General features: G+C 72.4%; 21 protein-coding genes. 14 read left to right on the top strand and 7 right to left on the bottom strand.

All coding sequences use genetic code 11. The annotated features are described in order from the left end of the window. Positions 1-25: 25 nt before the first annotated feature. Together FLX08_RS21480 and FLX08_RS21475 are read right to left on the bottom strand one after the other, a co-directional pair. The gene (locus FLX08_RS21480; protein WP_142620666.1) at positions 26-529 is read right to left on the bottom strand and encodes a MarR family winged helix-turn-helix transcriptional regulator; all 504 of its coding nucleotides are present in this window, start codon (positions 527-529) and stop codon (positions 26-28) included. 126 nt (positions 530-655) lie between these two features. Beyond that, on the bottom strand, positions 656-1,063 hold the full coding sequence (locus tag FLX08_RS21475) for a four-helix bundle copper-binding protein (RefSeq protein ID WP_142620665.1): 408 nt from the start codon (positions 1,061-1,063) through the stop codon (positions 656-658). Positions 1,064-1,299: 236 nt separating this feature from the next. On the opposite strand from FLX08_RS21475, the gene FLX08_RS21470 reads away from it, so the two are divergent. After that, the gene (locus FLX08_RS21470; RefSeq protein WP_142620664.1) at positions 1,300-1,479 is read left to right on the top strand and encodes a DUF4236 domain-containing protein; all 180 of its coding nucleotides are present in this window, start codon (positions 1,300-1,302) and stop codon (positions 1,477-1,479) included. On the opposite strand, the gene FLX08_RS21465 is transcribed toward FLX08_RS21470, so the two are convergent. Together FLX08_RS21465 and FLX08_RS21460 are read right to left on the bottom strand one after the other, a co-directional pair. Beyond that, positions 1,476-1,736, bottom strand: a complete 261-nt coding sequence (locus tag FLX08_RS21465) for a hypothetical protein (RefSeq protein WP_142620663.1) — start codon at positions 1,734-1,736, stop codon at positions 1,476-1,478. The two genes, FLX08_RS21470 and FLX08_RS21465, sit on opposite strands and share 4 nt — an antisense overlap. A gap of 1 nt (position 1,737) precedes the next feature. Then, positions 1,738-1,974, bottom strand: coding sequence for a hypervirulence associated TUDOR domain-containing protein (locus FLX08_RS21460; protein ID WP_142620662.1), 237 nt, complete (start codon positions 1,972-1,974; stop codon positions 1,738-1,740). A 175-nt stretch (positions 1,975-2,149) separates the two neighbouring features. Between FLX08_RS21460 and FLX08_RS21455 the strand changes: the two genes are divergently transcribed. From FLX08_RS21455 to FLX08_RS21440, 4 genes are all read left to right on the top strand, one after another. After that, positions 2,150-2,374 (top strand): type II toxin-antitoxin system HicB family antitoxin, encoded by a 225-nt coding sequence (locus FLX08_RS21455; RefSeq protein ID WP_142620661.1) that lies wholly within the window; start codon positions 2,150-2,152, stop codon positions 2,372-2,374. Between the two features lie 265 nt (positions 2,375-2,639). After that, positions 2,640-3,239, top strand: coding sequence for a hypothetical protein (locus FLX08_RS21450; RefSeq protein ID WP_142620660.1), 600 nt, complete (start codon positions 2,640-2,642; stop codon positions 3,237-3,239). A 264-nt stretch (positions 3,240-3,503) separates the two neighbouring features. Then, complete coding sequence (locus FLX08_RS21445; protein ID WP_142620659.1) at positions 3,504-4,169, top strand: fasciclin domain-containing protein; 666 nt, start codon at positions 3,504-3,506, stop codon at positions 4,167-4,169. A 324-nt stretch (positions 4,170-4,493) separates the two neighbouring features. Beyond that, positions 4,494-5,180 carry a hypothetical protein gene (locus FLX08_RS21440; RefSeq protein ID WP_142620658.1) on the top strand — a complete coding sequence of 229 codons (687 nt, stop codon included), beginning with the start codon at positions 4,494-4,496 and terminating at the stop codon, positions 5,178-5,180. 65 nt (positions 5,181-5,245) lie between these two features. Here FLX08_RS21440 and FLX08_RS21435 read toward each other — a convergent pair whose 3' ends face one another. Further along, positions 5,246-5,446 carry a transposase gene (locus FLX08_RS21435; protein ID WP_142620657.1) on the bottom strand — a complete coding sequence of 67 codons (201 nt, stop codon included), beginning with the start codon at positions 5,444-5,446 and terminating at the stop codon, positions 5,246-5,248. A gap of 153 nt (positions 5,447-5,599) precedes the next feature. Between FLX08_RS21435 and FLX08_RS21430 the strand changes: the two genes are divergently transcribed. The 8 genes from FLX08_RS21430 (at position 5,600) to FLX08_RS21395 (ending at position 15,251) form a co-directional block, all read left to right on the top strand. Continuing rightward, a complete protein-coding gene (locus FLX08_RS21430) occupies positions 5,600-7,798 on the top strand; it encodes an amylo-alpha-1,6-glucosidase (RefSeq protein WP_142620656.1) in 2,199 nt (732 codons plus the stop codon). A 7-nt stretch (positions 7,799-7,805) separates the two neighbouring features. Then, on the top strand, positions 7,806-8,249 hold the full coding sequence (locus FLX08_RS21425) for a DUF6157 family protein (RefSeq protein WP_142620655.1): 444 nt from the start codon (positions 7,806-7,808) through the stop codon (positions 8,247-8,249). A gap of 209 nt (positions 8,250-8,458) precedes the next feature. Then, on the top strand, positions 8,459-9,127 hold the full coding sequence (locus FLX08_RS21420) for a dienelactone hydrolase family protein (protein WP_142620654.1): 669 nt from the start codon (positions 8,459-8,461) through the stop codon (positions 9,125-9,127). A 24-nt stretch (positions 9,128-9,151) separates the two neighbouring features. Further along, complete coding sequence (locus FLX08_RS21415; RefSeq protein WP_142620653.1) at positions 9,152-10,129, top strand: aldo/keto reductase; 978 nt, start codon at positions 9,152-9,154, stop codon at positions 10,127-10,129. A 206-nt stretch (positions 10,130-10,335) separates the two neighbouring features. After that, a complete protein-coding gene (locus tag FLX08_RS21410) occupies positions 10,336-11,115 on the top strand; it encodes a carotenoid biosynthesis protein (RefSeq protein ID WP_142620652.1) in 780 nt (259 codons plus the stop codon). Then, on the top strand, positions 11,103-12,635 hold the full coding sequence (locus tag FLX08_RS21405) for a phytoene desaturase family protein (protein WP_167530510.1): 1,533 nt from the start codon (positions 11,103-11,105) through the stop codon (positions 12,633-12,635). The genes FLX08_RS21410 and FLX08_RS21405 overlap by 13 nt, the downstream gene beginning before the upstream one ends. A 117-nt stretch (positions 12,636-12,752) precedes the next feature. Further along, entirely contained in the window at positions 12,753-13,385 is a 633-nt protein-coding gene (locus FLX08_RS21400) for an NYN domain-containing protein (RefSeq protein ID WP_142620651.1), read from the top strand. A gap of 537 nt (positions 13,386-13,922) precedes the next feature. Beyond that, the gene (locus tag FLX08_RS21395) at positions 13,923-15,251 is read left to right on the top strand and encodes a glycosyltransferase family 2 protein (RefSeq protein WP_142620650.1); all 1,329 of its coding nucleotides are present in this window, start codon (positions 13,923-13,925) and stop codon (positions 15,249-15,251) included. Here FLX08_RS21395 and FLX08_RS21390 read toward each other — a convergent pair. Continuing rightward, entirely contained in the window at positions 15,202-15,816 is a 615-nt protein-coding gene (locus tag FLX08_RS21390; protein ID WP_244312793.1) for a glycerol-3-phosphate acyltransferase, read from the bottom strand. The two genes, FLX08_RS21395 and FLX08_RS21390, sit on opposite strands and share 50 nt — an antisense overlap. Positions 15,817-15,859: 43 nt before the next feature. Here FLX08_RS21390 and FLX08_RS21385 point away from each other — a divergent pair, with 43 nt between their 5' ends. Next, positions 15,860-16,585 (top strand): spheroidene monooxygenase, encoded by a 726-nt coding sequence (locus FLX08_RS21385; RefSeq protein WP_208761571.1) that lies wholly within the window; start codon positions 15,860-15,862, stop codon positions 16,583-16,585. A 59-nt stretch (positions 16,586-16,644) separates the two neighbouring features. Here FLX08_RS21385 and plsX read toward each other — a convergent pair whose 3' ends face one another. After that, on the bottom strand, positions 16,645-17,718 hold the full coding sequence (gene plsX / locus FLX08_RS21380) for a phosphate acyltransferase PlsX (protein WP_244312792.1): 1,074 nt from the start codon (positions 17,716-17,718) through the stop codon (positions 16,645-16,647).

The raw sequence follows: 17,718 nt of genomic DNA, 5'->3' as shown, positions 1-17,718 counted from the left end.
GCGTGGAAACCGCGGCAGATGACGGTCAGGCGGACGGGCAGGGCCAGCCGAGCGGGAAGGCGATGCGGGCGGGCGGTTCGCCCGCCGCGTCGTTGAACTCCCGCATGGCGGTGATGAGGGCCTGCCGCCGGGACGGCGTCATCCGCGTGAGGATCGCGGCGATCTCCTCCTTGCGCCGGGCGGTGACCTCCTCCACGATGCGCCGCCCGTTGTCGGTCAGCCGCAGCAGCGTCTCCCGGCGGTTCTGCGGATTCACCTCACGCTTCAGCAGGCCGGCGACGGCGAGGCGGCCTGCCATACGCATGGCCGTCGACGGATTGACGCCCAGCTTGTCCGCCAGCGTCACCAGCTTGGTCTCGCCCTGTCCGACCACCATCAACATGCGGAACTGCGGCAGGGTGACCCGGTCCTCCGCGGCGGCCAGCGACCGCGCCGATATCCCGACGAGCACACGCGAGGCGGTGAGCACGGCGGCGGTGACGGCCTCCAGGTCGTCGCCGATCGGCTCCTCGTCCGCTTCCTTTGCCATAGGAACAGTTTTTACACGGTCTCCGCCGCGGCCATGCCAACGCCCCGGCGACGTACGGCGGGCGAGGCCGCGCCGTGGGAGTCATCCTGGCGAGCCGGCCCCGGGGAGAAGGCGGAGAGCGGGTGCTCAGCCGAGCGCGGCCAGCAACTCGTTGCAGGCCTGGGCGCAGCGACGGCACGCCTCGGCGCACACCCGGCAGTGCTCGTGCATGTGGGCGTGCAGGCCGCACTCGTCGCCGCAACTGCGGCACGCCTGCGCGCATGCCTCAAGCTGGGCGCGCGTCAGGTTCGCGTCGTAGCCCGTGTGCCGCGACAGCACACGGCCCGTGGTGGCGCAGATGTCGGCGCAGTCGAGGTTGGTGCGGATGCAGCGGACGAGCTCGGCCACCGCGTGCTCGCTCAGGCAGGCGTCGGCGCAGGCCGTACAGGTCTGCGCGCAGTCGAAGCAGGCCTCGATGCAGTTGGCGAGCACCTGCCTGTCCACGCCGCCGAGGTCGGCGGGATAGGTCTCCAGCATCACTCCGGCGTGTCCCATCGCACAGCTCCTTCCGCTCTCGGGCAGGCGTCCCCGCGAGGAGGTGGAGACCCGCCGACGAGGTCGGGTCCGTCGCCTCCGGCGCCCGCTCGGCGATCCGATCGCGTTCCTGACGGCCGGACAGCTCGTTGGTGGCCATACCCGGCAGCACGGCCGTAAACGGAGATGATCCGTCGGCCGGTGTGCTGGTCGTCTTCCGGGGTAGTCGCGGGGCACGGCAGATCAAGGAGGAACTCATGGGCTGGAGCTACCGAAAAGCGATCAAGATGGGACCGTTCAGGCTCAACCTCTCGCGCGGCGGCGTCGGGCACAGCTTCGGCGGACGCGCCTTCCGCGTCACGAAGACGGCGGACGGGCGCCGCACCCTCACCGTGAACCTGCCTGGCGGCTTCCACTGGAAGAAGACGCTCAACTAGGGAGTCTCCGGCGCGTGCCGCCCGGCCCCGGCTGCGCGCAGCAGGGCGCGATGTGTCGGAGACGACATTGCGGCGGGAGGACGACCGGCATGGCGGGCGCGACCCCCGGCGCGCGCCCGCGAACCCGGCGTCGCGCCGTCCGGCTTGTCACCGACCGCCTTCGACGGCTCCTCGCGCGGCCATCGCTCCAGTTCGGCCGCGGACATGCCGACCGCCTGGCCGAACTCGGCGGCGGCCCGCTGCCTGCCGGCCGTCACGTCACTCCTTCGGCTGGAGGGCCGACGGTTGGTGCACCGCCGTCCCGCCGCTCTTCTCGCTGCGTACGAGGAACTGCGGGTCCTCGGGCGAGGCGGCCACGGTGCGGCCCGCCTCCTCCGTACGCTCGGTGATCTTCTTCTCGACCTTGCCGGCCGCCTCGCCGCCGTGGCTCTTCCAGGTGACCTCGTCGCCCACCGACGGCTCTTCCTTCTTGCCCTTCTTGTCCTTCTTGCCCATGGGCCCGGCCCTACCCGAGGAAGCCCGCCCTCCTCGCGGTGAGCCCTTGAAGTGCCTCCTTATCAGGCAAAATCGGCACGAAGCGCATAGGTCGCGGAGCCGAAGGGCGGGGAATCTCCGCAGTGTTGCCCGCGCGCCGGGATTACCCCGGCCCGCCGCCGCGCACGGTGGGAGCATGGGACGGACCTTGCGGCTGACCGCGACCGTCACCGCCGGGGACGACGGCCTGTACTGCGCGCGGTGCGTCCAGGTCGAGGTCGCCTGCGAAGGGCACTCGGTCGACGAGGCGCTCGACCGGCTGCGGCAGGCACTGGAGCACTACTTCGAGCGCCGGCCCGTGCCGCACCCGCCCCAGCATCCGCCGATCGTGGTGCCGATCGAGGTCAGGCTCCCCGACTGAGACCGCCGACTGAGACCGCCGGCTGAGACCGCCGGCTGAGACCGCCGGCCAAGCGACGGTGCGCCGGCCAAGCGACGGTGCGCCGGCGAGCCCGTCCGGCCCTCTCGACGGCCGTGCCGAGGCCGCTTGCTGGCCTGATGGGATCTTTACGGGTGAAGCGCCCGATCATCATGCTTGACCCGACATTGGTCGTCGGATGCGTGATCACTCCCCGGTGCGGCGCTTACCGTCGTGCTCGTATCATCCATGACCTCGGGGGAGTCTCATGCCTCTCTGCACAGCCGTACTGGCCGCCGCCCTGCTTTCCGGGCCGGCCGCCGTGCCGCCGGACCCGGCCCCGCCCGGGACGAGGGCAACCACGGACAACACCAACGCCACGCCGCCGTCCACGGACCGGCCGCAATTCGCGACGCTGCCCGCCATGGTGCCGCAGGCCGGGGGATCCCCGTCCACCCTCCCCCAGTCGCCGCCATGGATGACTCCCAGCGGGATGGACGGCGAGCGCGACGACAGCGCCACAACTCCCCGATCGCCGGCCGGGGCCGACGGCACGGCGGCCGAAGGACAGACCACGACGAAGTACGTCCCGGTGATCGATCCCAAGACACGCGACGTCTTCATCCGGCCCGTCGTCGCTTCCGGCTCGAACGGGCAGGCGCCGCAGCCGTTCACCTTCGGCCCGCTGCAGGGCGTCCAGTCGACCAGGATCTATCCGCTGCCGCAGGGGGAGCAGAAGGCGGTACAGCCGAAGACCGTGCAGCCGAAGACCGTGCAGCCGAAGACGGTGCAGCCGAGGACGGTGCAGCCGAAGACGGCGCGCCAGAAGACGGTCACACGGCCCCGCCAGCACCAGCGGCCGCGCTAGTGAGCCAACTCCAGACGGCCTGACGGAAGAGGCCCGTGTGACCGGCCCGTCAGAACGGCCCGCCATACCGGTCCTGAGCCGGTGTGGCGGGCTCTTCCGGTGTCGCCGTCCACAGGGGTCGCCGACGGCGCGGACGGTCGTGCGGGTGGCACGCCGGGCACCGCGTCCGGTCCCCAGGACCGATCGGTGCGCCCGTTCCGTGTCTCATCACGCACCCGACCAACCACCCAGCAACGACCTTTCCACGACTAAGGAAACACGATCATGAATACCCGTCTGCTCGCCCTTGCCGCCCTGACCGCGGCGCTTTCGATGTCCGCGGCGTGCGGCAGCCAGGGCGGCGGCAATCCCGCGGCTCCGGTCGCGGCCAACGAGACCGCAACGGACATGACCAGCGAGACTCCCAGCGCGGAGGCGAGCGAGAGCCCCACCGCGACGGGATCCCCGTCTCCGTCGGTCTCCGGGACGCCCGTCGGCGCGGGCTGCTCCTCGCTGCCGGCCTCGGGCAAGGGCAGCCCCGCCGAGCTCGCCAAGGTGCCGGTCGGCACCGCGATCTCCGACATCCCGATGCTGTCCACCTTGGCGCGCGTGGTGAAGAAGGCCGGCCTGACCGAGACCCTCAACTCCGCCCAGGACATCACGGTGTTCGCGCCGACGAACGACGCCTTCAACAAGATCCCGAAGAACCAGCTCGACCAGCTGATGTCGAACCGCAAGTCGCTCAGGGGGCTGCTGGCCTACCACGTGGTCAAGGGACGTAAGGCGCCGGCGGACATGCACGGCCAGCTCACCACCCTCGAGGGGCGCAAGCTCACCGTCTCGGGGTCCGACTCCACCCTCAAGGTCAACGACGCCACTGTGACCTGTGGAAACATCGCGACGAGCAACGCCACCATTTACGCGGTCGACAAGGTCCTCATGCCGAGGTAACCGGCCGTCGTCTGAAACAGTCTTCACGGGGGTGAGCCGCTCACGGCTCGCCCCCGTTCCGTTTTCGCCGCTTCCTCGCCTCCTCTCGCCTCCTCCCCGTCTCTTGCCGCGCCCGTTTTCGCCGCATGCATTGCCGTACGGGCAATTTTGTCGTGGCGCGGTCATTTCCGTAATGGGCGAAGCAGGGGGTGAGCTGGGGGTCTATGTCCTGAAGCGGCTGATCCTCTTATTTGACCGGACACTGAGCATCGGGTCCGTGATGGACCGGCATCGTGCGCTTACCTTCGTTCTTGTACCGTCCACGAGATTTCGGGGGAAATTCTCATGCCTCTTTGTACTGCCGTACTCGCCGCGGCCCTGCTTTCGGGCCCCGCTCCCGCGGACCCGGCTCCGCTGTCCGCCAAGGAGCCGATGTCGCCCGGCAAGCAGATCGCCGCGATGGCGATGAACCACCCGGAGGAGCCCGACATCGTCGCCTCCAAGAGCCTGGACATCCTGGACAAGGGCGCGAAGGTCGGCCCGTTCTTCCCGGCGGACGACGAGGCCGAGGAGCGGGCGAGCGGACCGGCGGCGAACGGCCAGAGCAGGCAGGCGCCGAGCGACGGCGCGGCCCGCGGCGGGCAGGCCGGCACGCAGCCGGTCGGAAATCCCGGAGGCAGCCCGCTGGCCGGTGCGAACGGCAACCAGGTGACCGGATCGCAGCCGGGCTCCATGTTCACGATGCCCGCCAAGCGGAACAGCGGCCAGGGCTCGCCGCAGGACGTCTTCCTTCACCCCACGTCCAACCAGCCGACATACACCAAGATGTCCGGCAATGACTTCGGGGGTAAGCCGTCCAGCGCGAAGACCGACGACGAGGCCGCCGACGCCTGGGTGCGTGAGATGCCGGGCTGGGGCATGCCGCAGGCCGGCAAGGCGAAGACCGCCGCCAAGGCCAAGCCCAAGGCCCAGGCGCAGCCCAAGGCGGCCGCGGCCGACAGCTTCTGGAACATGCCGGGCTGGGAGGACTGAGCGTCCGCGCCGCGGTGAGGCGACGCGGTGACCAGAGGGAGGGGTGAGCCGGTCCGGCTCACCCCTCATCCTTGTCCACGGGCCCTGGCGGCGTGAGGCAGGTCGACGACCTCCACCAGGTCGGCGAGATCGAGGTGGGCCGCCACCTCCGCGACGGAGGCGCAGTAGCCGATGTGGTAGCCCAGGTGTCGTACGCGCAGCAGGGGGCGGCCCTCGATGACGACCACGTCTACCTCGTGCCCCTCCGAGCTCATCCATCTGTGCATGGCGGAAGGGTAGGAAACGCCAGGTCATGGCCGAGTAAACCCCTTCGGATCACTTGATGCGGATATAAGACCGCATATCAGGCGAAAACTTGCGCAACCTCCGGGTATGAGGGCAACCGTCAGGAACAGGCACCGGGGGCCGGGGTGATCGGCATGACGAGCGGGTGGACGTTCGAGGGACAGCCCAGCGCCATCGGCGGGGGCGCCATGACACTCGTGGCCGGGGGATCGTTCTGCGTGTCGGCCCGCAACGGCGACGTCCTGCCCGGGTCGGCGCACGGCATCTACTACGCGGACACCCGGCTGCTGTCCCACTGGGAACTGCGCGTCGACGACAGCCCGATCGAGGAGCTCCAGGTCCTCACCGGCGAGCCGTACCACGCGACCTTCGTCGGCCGGACGGCGCCGCGGCCTGGGCAGGCGGAGAGCACGCTGCTGACCGTGCGTGACCGGTACGTCGGCGGCGGACTGTCGGAGGACATCACCATCCGCAACATGTCCCACGAGCCGGCCGGCTGCATGGTGACCCTGCACATCGGCTCCGACGTGTGCGACCTGTTCGAGGTGAAGACCCACCGGGTGCACTGGGTGGCCGACGTGACCACCGTGGCGGACGAGCGGTCGCTGCGCATGTTCTCGGGCAGCAAGGCCAGGGGAGTGCGGGTGGTCGCCAAGGCCGGCAGCACGCCCGTGCTGCCGATGATCAATCCGCGCCTGCTCGTCTTCCGTGTGGTGGTGCCGGCGCGCGGCGAGTGGACGGGCTGCCTGCAGGCCAACCCGATCATCGACGCGATCGAGACCGAGCCGTGGTACACCGAGAAGCAGCTGTCGCCCCTGCTGGTCCAGCGAGCCGGGCAGCTCTTCGAGTGGGACAAGCGCCTGCCCAAGGTGACGACGACCAACACCGCGCTGGCGGCAATCCTGCGCCAGTCGCAGAAGGACCTCGGCGCGCTGCGGCTGTTCGATCCCGGGCAACCCGATCAGCCGCCCACCGTCGCCGCCGGGGCGCCCTGGTTCATGACGCTGTTCGGCCGCGACTCGCTGCTCAGCTCGTGGATGGCCCTGCCGCTCGATCCCGAGCTGGCGCACGGCACGCTCGGCCGGCTGGCCGCCCTGCAGGGCACCAAGGTCGACCCGTTGACCGAGGAGGAGCCCGGCAAGATCATGCACGAGCTGCGCTACGGTGCGCGGCAGGACGACACGTCGGCCGCCGGGCACGCCTACTACGGCTCGGTCGACGCCAGCCCGCTGTTCGTCATCCTCCTCGGCGAGCTGCGCCGCTGGGGCCTGCACCGGGCGGCGGTGGAGCGGCTGATCCCGCACGCCGACGCCGCGCTGGAGTGGATCGAACGGTACGGCATGCGCGACGGGTTCCTGTCGTATCGGCGCAAGACCGACCAGGGCCTGCTCAACCAGGGCTGGAAGGACTCCTTCGACGGCATCAACTTCGCCGACGGCACGATCGCCCGGCCGCCCATCGCCCTGGCCGAGGTGCAGGGATACGTCTACGCCGCCTACATCGCCCGCCACTACTTCGCCAAGGAGGCGCGCGACACCGAGACCGAGGAGCTCTACCGGCAACGGGCCGCGGATCTGCGTGCCCGGTTCAACGAACGGTTCTGGCTGCCCGACCGCGGCTACTTCGCCGTCGGGCTCGACCACGAGGGCCGCCCGATCGACGCGCTCGCCTCCAACATGGGCCACTGCATGTGGTCCGGGATCGTCGACCGAGACAAGGCCCCGGCCGTGGCCGAGCACCTGCTGTCGCCCCGGATGTTCTCCGGCTTCGGCATCCGGACCCTCGCCTCCGACATGGGCGCGTACAACCCGATGAGCTATCACAACGGGTCCGTCTGGCCGCACGACAGCGCGCTCGTGGCGTCCGGGCTCATGCGCTACGGGTTCGTGGAGGAGGCCCAGCGCATCGCCACCGGCCTGCTCGACGCCGCCCACGCGTTCGGCGACCGGCTGCCCGAGCTCTTCTGCGGGTTCGACAGGACGGACTTCGACCTGCCGGTGCCCTACCCGACCTCGTGCTCGCCGCAGGCCTGGGCCTCGGCCACACCGATCCAGCTCCTACGGCTCCTGCTCCGCTTCGACCCGTGGGTGCCGAGCCGCAGGGTGTGGATCGCGCCGGTGCTGCCCAAGGGGTTCGGGGAGTTGTGCATCTCCGGATTCCCGATCGCCGGTGCCCGGGTCGACCTGGAGGCCCGGGAGGACAGCGGCGAGGTGCACGTGGACGGGCTGCCCGAAGAGATACGTGTCATCCCGGAGCCGCGCCCGCCCGCGTTCCTCCGCAGGTCTTCCGCCTGCGACCTGAGTGAGGAGAGCCGCCGATCTCCCCGGGCATAGTGGAGTCATGCCCGAGGATCTGAACTACTACTCGACGCTCATCGCGGTCGCCGACGACTGCCCGGTGACCGCCGCGGAGGTGCCACGGGGCCGAGGCGGCAAACCCAGCGTCGCCGTGCTCCAATACGAGCTGATTTCCGGAGCGCCGTACGGCCTGACGCAGGAGGACGTGCTGTTCGAGACCTGGCTGCGCCGCCAGGACCTGCCGGCGGACCTGCCCGCCGAGCGGCGCGCGGAGCTCAGGAAGGAGTTCTTCTCCCGTTCCCAGGCGTGCCTGAGGTCGTCGCCGCTGGCGAAGAGACACGGCTGGGGGCTGCTGTTCGACCGGGACGGACGCATCGCGCTGTGTCCCATGGAGTCGGAGGAATACCGCCGGCTGGTGGACGGCGCGCAGGCCGGGGAGGACGGAGGCGTGCGGGTGCTCAAGGCGCTGCGCTCACGCCGCGCCTGACGCGGCAGGGCTCAGGGCGGTCCGCTCGCGCCGTGCCTGACCCTGGCAGCGCTTGCGGCCTTGCGCTCGTGCCGCTCCTGACGTGTCGTCTCCGGTTTGCCGCGCCCGGCCCGGGGTACGGCCCCCGATTGTCCAGCGCTGTCCTGGTTGTGCGGCGTGATCCTGGTGCGGTGCCGCTGAGCCGGGCACGGCCGAGGGGGGCGGGCGTCATGAGCGATGTGGAACTCAGCGTGCGGATGCCGGTCGGCGATGTCGTGCTCGACGCCGACGTGGCGGTCCCCAGGGATGCCAGGGGAGCGGTGCTGTTCGCCCACGGCAGCGGAAGCGGCCGGCACAGCCCGCGCAACCGCTACGTCGCCAGGGAGTTGCAGCGGGCCGGGCTGGCCACCGTCCTGGCCGACCTGCTCACCGTGGAGGAGGAACGCGTCGACGCGTTGACCGGCCACCTGCGCTTCGACATCGGCCTGCTCGCCGAGCGGGTGGGCGCGCTGGCCGACCGGCTGCCCGAGGACGAGGTCGTCGGCGGTCTGCCCGTCGGCCTGTTCGGCGCGAGCACGGGCGCCGCCGCCGCGCTCGTCGCCGCGGCGACGCGGCCCGGCGTGGTCAAAGCGGTGGTGTCCCGGGGCGGCAGGCCCGACCTCGCGGGGGGCGCGCTCCGCTCGGTGCGTCAGCCGACGCTCCTGATCGTGGGAGAGCGCGACCCCGTCGTCCTCGAACTCAACAAGGAGGCGATGCGGGCGATGACCGCGCCGGTCCGGCTGGAGATCGTGCCGGGCGCCACGCACCTGTTCGAGGAGCCGGGCGCGCTGGAGACGGTCGCGCGGCTCGCCCGCGACTGGTTCCTGCAGCATCTGGCGGGTGGAGCGGCCTCCGCCTGAAGTGCCCCGCTACGATCAGACCCCATGGAACAGCGCGTGTTGGGCAGGACGGGCAGGCAGGTCGGCGTGGTCGGGCTGGGGGCGTGGCAGCTCGGGGCCGACTGGGGCGAGGTGAGCGAGGCCGACGCGTTGGCCACGCTCAACGCCGCGGTCGACGCCGGGACCACCCTCATCGACACGGCCGACGTGTACGGCGACGGCCGCAGCGAGAAGATCATCGGGAAGCTGCTCAAGGAGCGGCCCGGCCTGACCGTGGCCACGAAGATGGGCCGCCGGGTGCAGCAGACGGCCGACGTCTACACGCTGGACAACTTCCGCGCCTGGACCGACCGCTCCCGGGCCAACCTGGGCGTCGACACGCTCGACCTGGTGCAGCTCCACTGCCCGCCGAGCGCCGTCTTCGAGACCGACGAGGTCTTCGACGCGCTCGACACGCTGGTCGCCGAGGGCCGCATCGCCGCGTACGGCGTGAGCGTGGAGACGGTGGGCGAGGCGCTGACCGCGATCGCGCGCCCCGGCGTGGCGACCGTGCAGATCATCCTCAACGCCTTCCGGCTGAAGCCGCTGGACGAGGTCCTGCCCGCCGCGGAGAAGGCCGGAGTCGGCATCATCGCCCGGGTCCCGCTGGCGAGCGGCCTGCTGTCGGGCAAGTACGGCCCGCAGACGGTCTTCGGCGAGGACGACCACCGCAACTTCAACCGTCAGGGCGAGGCGTTCGACGTCGGCGAGACCTTCTCCGGCGTCGAGTACGGCGTGGGCCTCCAGGCGGTCGAGCGGCTGCGCGGTCTCGTGCCTGAAGGGATGACGATGGCGCAGTTCGCGCTGCGCTGGATCATCGACCAGCCCGGGGTCAGCGTCGTGATCCCCGGTGCTCGCAACCCGGGACAGGCCGAGGCCAACGCGGCGGCGGCGCAGTTCCCGCCGCTGCCGGCCGAGACCCACGACGAGGTCCGCCAGGTCTACGACGACCTGATCCGCCCGCAGGTCCACCACCGCTGGTGACGATCCGGCCTAGCCGGGTTCCACCTCGCGCCCGTGTGGGCCGGAGCGCATCCGATCAGGGGGACGCGCTCGAATGACCCTACGTGGAGACGTGGGAGGCCGCAGGGAAAGGCGCGGCGAAGAACGCGGCCGAGGCTGACGGCACGCCACCCGAACGGCGCGAACCGAGGCCGCCCCGGCGGCCGGGACGGGGGACGTCGGGGGAGATGGCGCGTCCTGCCGGTGCGTGGCTGAACGCGGCCGGCGTGGTCGCGCTGGCCGCGATGGTGGCCGCCCAGATCGCCACGGGACTGCGGCCCCAGGACCTGCGCCTCACCACCGCGGTCGTGGTCCTGCTCGCGATGGGCGCACTCGCCTTCGCGGCGGCGGCGTACACCCCGCGCAGGGCGGCGGGCGCGTTCACGGCGGCGGTGGCGGCCGGTTACGCCGCCGAATGGATCGGCACCAGGACGGGCGTGCCCTTCGGCGACTACCGCTACACCGACGCCCTGTGGCCGCGGCCGGGCGGCGTCCCGCTGATCGTCGCCCTCGCCTGGGGTGGCATGGGCCTGGCCGCCCACGCCGTCGCCCGCCGCGTGGCGCCGCGCGGCAGGCTGACGCCGATCCTCGCCGGGGCCCTGGCGCTCACCGCGTGGGACCTGTTCCTCGATCCGCAGATGCTCAGGCTCGGGCTGTGGGTCTGGGCGGAGCCGGGACCCTACCGCGGGGTGCCGCTCACCGACTTCGCCGGCTGGCTGCTGGTCTCCTTCCTGGTCATGGTGCTGCTCGACCGCATCACGGGCCGTTCCGCCGCCGACCGGCCCGTGACCGGCGCCGAGGCGGCGGGGGCGACCGGGCTCGTCGTGCTCTACACGGTCATGGCGCTGATGGAGACCGCCGGCTTCGCCGTGGTCTTCCGGCCGCCCGATCTGTTCGTGGCCGCCGCCGGAGGGCTCGCGATGGGCGCCTTCGCCCTGCTCGCCTGGGGGCGCGCATGGCGGAGGTGATCGTGGCCGGGGGCGGCGTCGGCGGCATGGTGGCCGCCCTGCTGCTCGCGCGGGACGGGCACGACGTGCGGATCTACGAGCGGCTGCCCCGGCTCGGCGGCAAGCTGGCCGAGCACAGGCGCGACGGTTTCACGTTCTCGATCGGCCCCTCGCTCCTCACGCTGCCCGGCCTCTTCCTCGACCTCGGCGTGCCGCTCGACCTGCTCGAACTCGACGAGCTGTGCCGGTATCGCTTCGCGGACGGTTCGACGCTGTCCACGTATCGCGACCCGGAGCGTACGGCGGAGGCGGTGGACCGGCTCGCGCCGGGCGAGGGCCGGGGCTGGCGGGCCTTCCACCGGTGGGCGGAGCGCTGCCTGGACGCCTCCACGCGCACCTTCTTCGCCGGCCCGCTGTCCGGGCCCGTCGTGGAGCCGCCGTTCCGGCCGGCGGGTCAGCGGCTCGGCGAATCGGCGAGCGGGGAGCCGGGCAGACCCCTCCCTCGCCCCCGGCCGGGCGACCTGCTCGCCGTCGCGCCGGGCCGCACCCTGCACGGGCTCGCGTGCCGCTTCTTCCGGGACGCCCGCCTGCGCCAGTACGTCGGCCGCTACGCCACCTACGCCGGGTCGAACCCCTACCGGGCGCCCGCCGCCCTGGGCTGCGTCCCCGCCATCGAGCACGGTGACGGCGGATGGTACGTGCGGGGCGGGCTGCCCCGCCTCGCCGACGCGCTGGCCGCGTCGCTCGACAAGGCAGGTGTCGAGGTCCGGCTGGAGACCGAGATCACGGAGGTCCTCGCCGGCGCGGAGCGGGTCGTCGGCGTCCGTACGGCCCTCGGCGAGGTGGTCAGGGCCGACATCGTGATCGTGAACGCGGACGCGGCCGCCCTGTACGGACGGCTCCTGCCCGACCGCGCCCGGCTGCGCCGCATCGCCCGGCTGGGCCTGTCGTCGTCCGCCTTCCTCATGCTCGCCGCCGTGGAGGGGCGGACCGAGGGCCTGCCGCATCACTCGGTCGTGTTCTCCGCCGACTGTCGGCGCGAGTTCGGCGACATCTTCGAGCGGCGGCGTCCGCCGGAGGACCCCACGGTCTACATCGGCTGCCCGGCGGTGGCCGACGACACCCAGGCTCCCGCCGGCGCGGAGAGCTGGAGCATGCTGGTGAACGTCCCGGCCGGCGACCCCGGGCGCTGGCCGAGGCCGCCGGAGGCGTACGCGGAGCTGGTGCTCGAACGGCTGGCGAGCCGGGGGCACGACCTGTCCGGACGGCTGCGCTTCCTCGACCTGCTGACCCCGGCCGACCTGCGCGACCGATACGGCGCGTGGGGCGGGGCGATCTACGGCGGCGCGTACGGCGGGCCGTTCGCCCCGTTCCGCCGTCCCGGCAACCGGGGGCCACGGCGTGGGCTGTACCTCGTCGGCGGGTCCGTGCATCCGGGAGGGGGGCTGCCCCTGGTGGCCATGGGCGGGCGGATCGTGGCCGCGTTGGTGCGCCGCGACTTCCCCCGTTCCGCCGGGCACCCGGGGAAGGCAAGCCGGTGAAGGAACCGCTTCAGGGCCTGGCGGGCGGGCGGGTCTGCACCTCAATCCGCTCCGCACCCGCACTCCCGTTCGATCAACCTCAGCCATCATGACTTTCCGTGACGATATATTTACGCAATGCTTACCAGCGTCTACATTGACGGGTTCAACCTCTACTACGGTTGCCTGCGCGGAACGCCGTACAAATGGCTGGACCTCGACGCTCTCGCCCGCCGCCTGGTGCGACAGGGCAGCGTCCACCGGATTCGTTATTTCACCGCGATGGTCACAGCGCGGCCGGACGATCCGGGCGCTCACAAGCGCCAAGACACCTACGTGCGCGCCCTGCGGACGATTCCCCACCTGACCGTTCACTTCGGACGGTTCCAGGAGCGGATCACGCGCATGCCACTGGCGTTCCCGACGCCCGGCAGCCCCCGGACCGTCGAGGTCGTCAAGACCGAGGAGAAGGGTTCTGACGTCAATCTGGCGACGCACCTTCTCCTGGATGCCTTCCGGCGCGACTGTGACAGCGCCCTCGTCGTCAGCAACGATGCGGACCTGGCGGAGCCGATCCGGGTGGTCCGTCACGAGCTCGACATCCCGATCGGGGTGGCCAACCCGTACCCCTACGAGAGGCGCGCAGTCGATCTCATCGTCGCGCGCCCCACGTTCCTCAGACAGATCAACCCGAGCATGCTGAAAGCATGTCAGCTGCCCGACCGGCTCCAGGACGCCCACGGAAAGATCAGACGCCCGGACCGATGGTGAAAAAACATAGAGCCCCGTCCAACGAACGGGGCTCCGGGCCACCCATCGAGATGAGTGGTGCAGTCACGAACAGTAAACAGGATCATCTCCGTGCCCGTCAACTCACTCCGCGTAACACGGGCGCTGGAGAGGGTCCTCCGACGTTCTTCACACAGATTCGGCCCAGTGAGCTGCGGGTGTCCCAGTTCCCCGATGTGGTACACGACCACCAGGGAAAGATCACTCGCCCCTTCGACTGGTGAGCCGGCGGAGAAAAAACCAGGGCACCGCCCGATGGACGAGGCCCACGCCCCACCCATCGAGATGAGTGGGGCGACTGAAGCCCGGTAAAGCGGTACCTGAGGGCGCATTCAAATCACCCTGAGCGATAGAGCCGGCCTGACCTTGATGCGAAGCAGCAATGCCGAGGCGAGCGGATGATCAGGGGTCTGCGGCCGGCATGGCGTCGACCTCAGCGACTCCAAAGGTTTGCAGGGCCCGTGATTCGGGAGGAGATAGCCGATGGGCAGGGGGCGGTCAGGACGACCGGGGGGGACCATGAGGGCCGGGTCGGTCGGGTGGGTTGGGCGGCCACGGGCCGGGGCCGCCGCACGGGTGCTCGCCGCGGCCCAGGCCGTCGCGGCCGTCGTGGTGCTGGCGCGGCTCGCCCGCGGTCGCCGGCGCCTCCCCCCGCTCACCGCGCCTGTGCCCGGGAAATCCCTCGGTGACGCGCCCGCGGACGGCATCGCCGGCCGGTCGGGTGGAGCGGGCGACCCGGCCGCGAGGGGCGTTGCGGCCGGGAAAGACGGCCCGGGGGCATGGATCGGCCGGGGCGGACCATCAGGCGGCGGAAACCCGGGGATCTCGGTGGTCATCCCGGCCAGGGACGAGGAGCGGCGGCTCGGTCCCTGCCTGCGGGCGGTGCTGGCCGATCCCGCCGTCACCGAGGTGATCGTGGTGGACGACGAGTCCTCGGACGGCACCGCGCGCCTCGCCGCCGCGTACAGGGCGACGGTGGTGCGCGGACGCCCGCTGCCGGAGGGCTGGGTGGGCAAGCAGTGGGCGCTGCACCAGGGGCTGGAGGAGGCACGCGGCGAGATCGTGATCACCCTGGACGCCGACACCCGGCCCCGGCCCGGCCTGTTCGGCGCGCTCGCCGCCGCACTCGGGGACCACGACCTGGTCAGCGCGGGCCCGCGTTTCGTCTGCGACGGCCTCGCCGAGCAGGCGTTGCACGCGTCGTTTCTCGCCACGCTGGTCTACCGGTTCGGCCCGATCGGGCCGCCGGTCCCGCCGCCGCCCCACCGGGTGGTGGCCAACGGACAGTGCCTGGCCTTCCGGCGGGAGCCGATGCGGCGGGCCGACGGCTTCGCCCGCGTACGCGGCCACATGACCGACGACGTCGCCCTCGCACGGGCCCTGGCCGCCGACGGCTGGAGGGTCGGCTTCCTCGACGCGGGCGGCCTGCTGGAGGTCGACATGCACGAGTCGGCGGCCGAGGTGTGGCGGGAGTGGGGGCGTTCGCTGCCGCTGCGCGACGTCACCCGGCCCGTCTGGCAGGCGGCCGATCTCGCCGTCGTCTGGCTCGCCGCCGCGCTGCCGGCGCTCCGCCTGGCCGCCGGGCGGCCGACCCGGCTCGACCTGGCGCTGCTCGCCGTACGGGTGCTGCTCACCGCGGCGCTGCGGCGCAGCTACGCCCGGCCGGGCGCGGGCGTGCTGCTGTCGTTCCTGCTCGATCCGGCCACCGCCGTACGGCTCACGCAGGCGACGCTGCGGCCGGTCAGGACCTGGCGGAGCCGGGCGTACGGCCTCGGCCGCCAGGGCTTCGCCGATGCCGTCAGGTGCGGCGCGCGGCCAGGGCCGCCTGACCGAACCGCAGCCCGATGAGGCACATCAGCGCGCCGGTCGCGGCGACGTGGCCGATCGGCGCGAACGGCAGTTGCAGCAGCGGGATCGCGAAGACCCCGGCCCTGGCCCCGGCCGCGAACGACCGGGTGAACAGGAACGTCACGCCCAGAACGGCGAGCGCGAGCACGAACGCGGGCGGGCAGATCACCGCGATGCCGCCGGCGAAGGTCAGCACCGACCGCCCGCCGCGAAACCCGGCGAAAACCGGCCAGGCGTGCCCGATCATCGCGGCCCCCACGGCCAGGTACGCCGCCGGGGCGCTCGGACCGGCGACCACTCCCGGCCCGGTCGTGTGCCCGCCCGCCGCCAGCAGCCCGAGCAGCCCGGCGAGCACGCCCTTGGCGATGTCGCCGGCGAAGACCGGGACGGATGCCCGGCGGCCGAGCCGTTCGCGCACGTTCCAGAAGCCGGGGTTGCGGTCGCCCACCTCGCGGGGATCGACGCCCTGCCGCCCCGCGACCAGCACCGCCACCGGAATCGAGCCGAGAAGGTAGCCGCCGATGAGCGCCACCAGCATGGGGACGAGCGGCGGGAGCGTCGTCACGTTTCACCTCCAGAGATACGCCGGCCGGGGGGCGATGCGTCACATGGCCTTCGACCGTCCGGTGCTGCGCCGCACCGGGGGGCTGCTGTTCTGGCGGCTGCTCGGCACGGGCCGGGGGCCGTCGACGACCCTCGGCGCCGACCTGCGCCGCTGGGCGCTGCTCGCCGTCTGGCGGGACGAGCGGGCGGCCGAGGAGTTCCTGGCCCGCTCGCCGATCCCCGGCAGGTGGCGGCGCGAGGCGATCGAGACCTGGCACGTACGGCTCGCGCCGATCGCCTCGCGCGGACGCTGGAACGGCGTCGAGCCGTTCCTCCCCGTGACCGGCGGCCCTGGCGATGAGCCGCACCGCGGCCCGGTGGCGGTGCTGACCCGGGCGTCGATCCGGCCGTCGCGGCTGCCGGCGTTCTATCGGTCCACACCCGCCGTCGACCGGTCGCTGCGGGCCCAGGAGGGCTGCCTCGCCTCCGTCGGGCTGGGGGAGTGGCCGGTGGCCAGGCAGGCCACCTTCTCGCTGTGGCGCGACGCCGCCGCCGCACGCGCGTTCGCCTACGCCGGACGGGCGCACCGCGATGTCGTCGAACGGGTCCGCGCCCATGACTGGTATTCGGAAGAGCTGTTCGCCCGGTTCGTTCCCTACGCGAGCGAAGGAACCTGGGACGGCGCCAATCCCCTCGCCAACCCCCTCGCGGGTCCTCCTGCCGGTCCCCCTGGCGGCCCCGTCGCCGATCCCGTCGCCGATCCCGCCGCCGATCCCTTCGCCGATCGCTGAGCGGGCCCGTACGCCGCCGTCAGGACACGCTCGTGAGCCGGGCCCGGCCGCCCATGAGGTCACCGCCCGGGGTGGATGGAGAGCCGGTCGCCGAGACGGGCCACCACCTCGCCCTCGGCCAGGTCGCGCGCCACCACACAGGCCCTGGCGACGGTCGCGGCCCGGGAGGAGCCGTGCGCCACGACGACGGTGCGGGTGAGCCCGAGCAGGGCCGCGCCGCCGTGCGTCTCGGGGGCGTAGCGCCGCGCCACCCGCCCGAGGCCGGCGGTCGCGGCCTCGTCCTGCGCGGCCACGAGGGCGAGCGTGGCGCGCACGGTCCCCTCCACGTTCTTCAGCACGATGTTGCCGGTGAAGCCGTCGGTGACGATCACGTCGACGGCCCCGGTGAGCACGTCGCCGCCCTCGACGGTGCCGCGGAAACGCAGGGGCAGGCCGCGCAGCAGGGTCTCGGCCCGGCGGGTCAGCCGGTTGCCCTTGCCGGGCTCCGCGCCGATCGACAGCAGCCCGACGCGCGGATCGGCCACGCCCAGCACGAGTTGCGCGTACGACGCCCCGAGCAGCGCGAACTGGGCGATCATCTCGGGCGTCGGGTCCACCGTCGCGCCGGCGTCGATCAGCACCGTTGCGCCGCCCGCCGTCGTCGGCAGCGCCACGGCCAGCGCGGGGCGCAGCACGGCGGGCGCGGTGCCCAGCCGGTCGACCGCGCACGCGACCACGGCCCCCGTGGAGCCCGCCGACACGAAGGCGGAGCCCGCTCCCTCCCGGACGAGATCGAAGCCGACGGCCAGGCTGGAGCAGACCATGCGGACCGCGCCCGCGCCCCGCTCGGTCATCGGCACGACGTCGGCGGCGTGCGCGACGTCGATCTCGCCCACCGCCCCGCACCGGGCCAGCTCCGCCTGCACGACCCCGGCCTGGCCGACGAGGACGACCGGCACGCCGTGCTCCCGCCACGCCGCGACCGCGCCCCGCACGATCTCCGCGGGCCCGTGGTCTCCGCCCATGGCGTCCACGACGACCGGCCGCGACGTCGCGTCCGGCTCGCGGGCGGGAATCCTCGGCCCCGGCACCGGACCGGCGCCCTGTGGGGTGTTCGGTGCGGCACCCGGTCCGGCGTCCTGTCCGGGATCCAC

It is taken from the genome of Microbispora hainanensis (genome assembly GCF_006874475.1).
In the GTDB taxonomy this organism is placed as follows: Bacteria; Actinomycetota; Actinomycetes; order Streptosporangiales; family Streptosporangiaceae; genus Microbispora; species Microbispora hainanensis.
The sequence above is the reverse complement of the archived record's forward strand: the minus strand, read 5'-3'. Positions and strand labels throughout refer to the sequence as shown.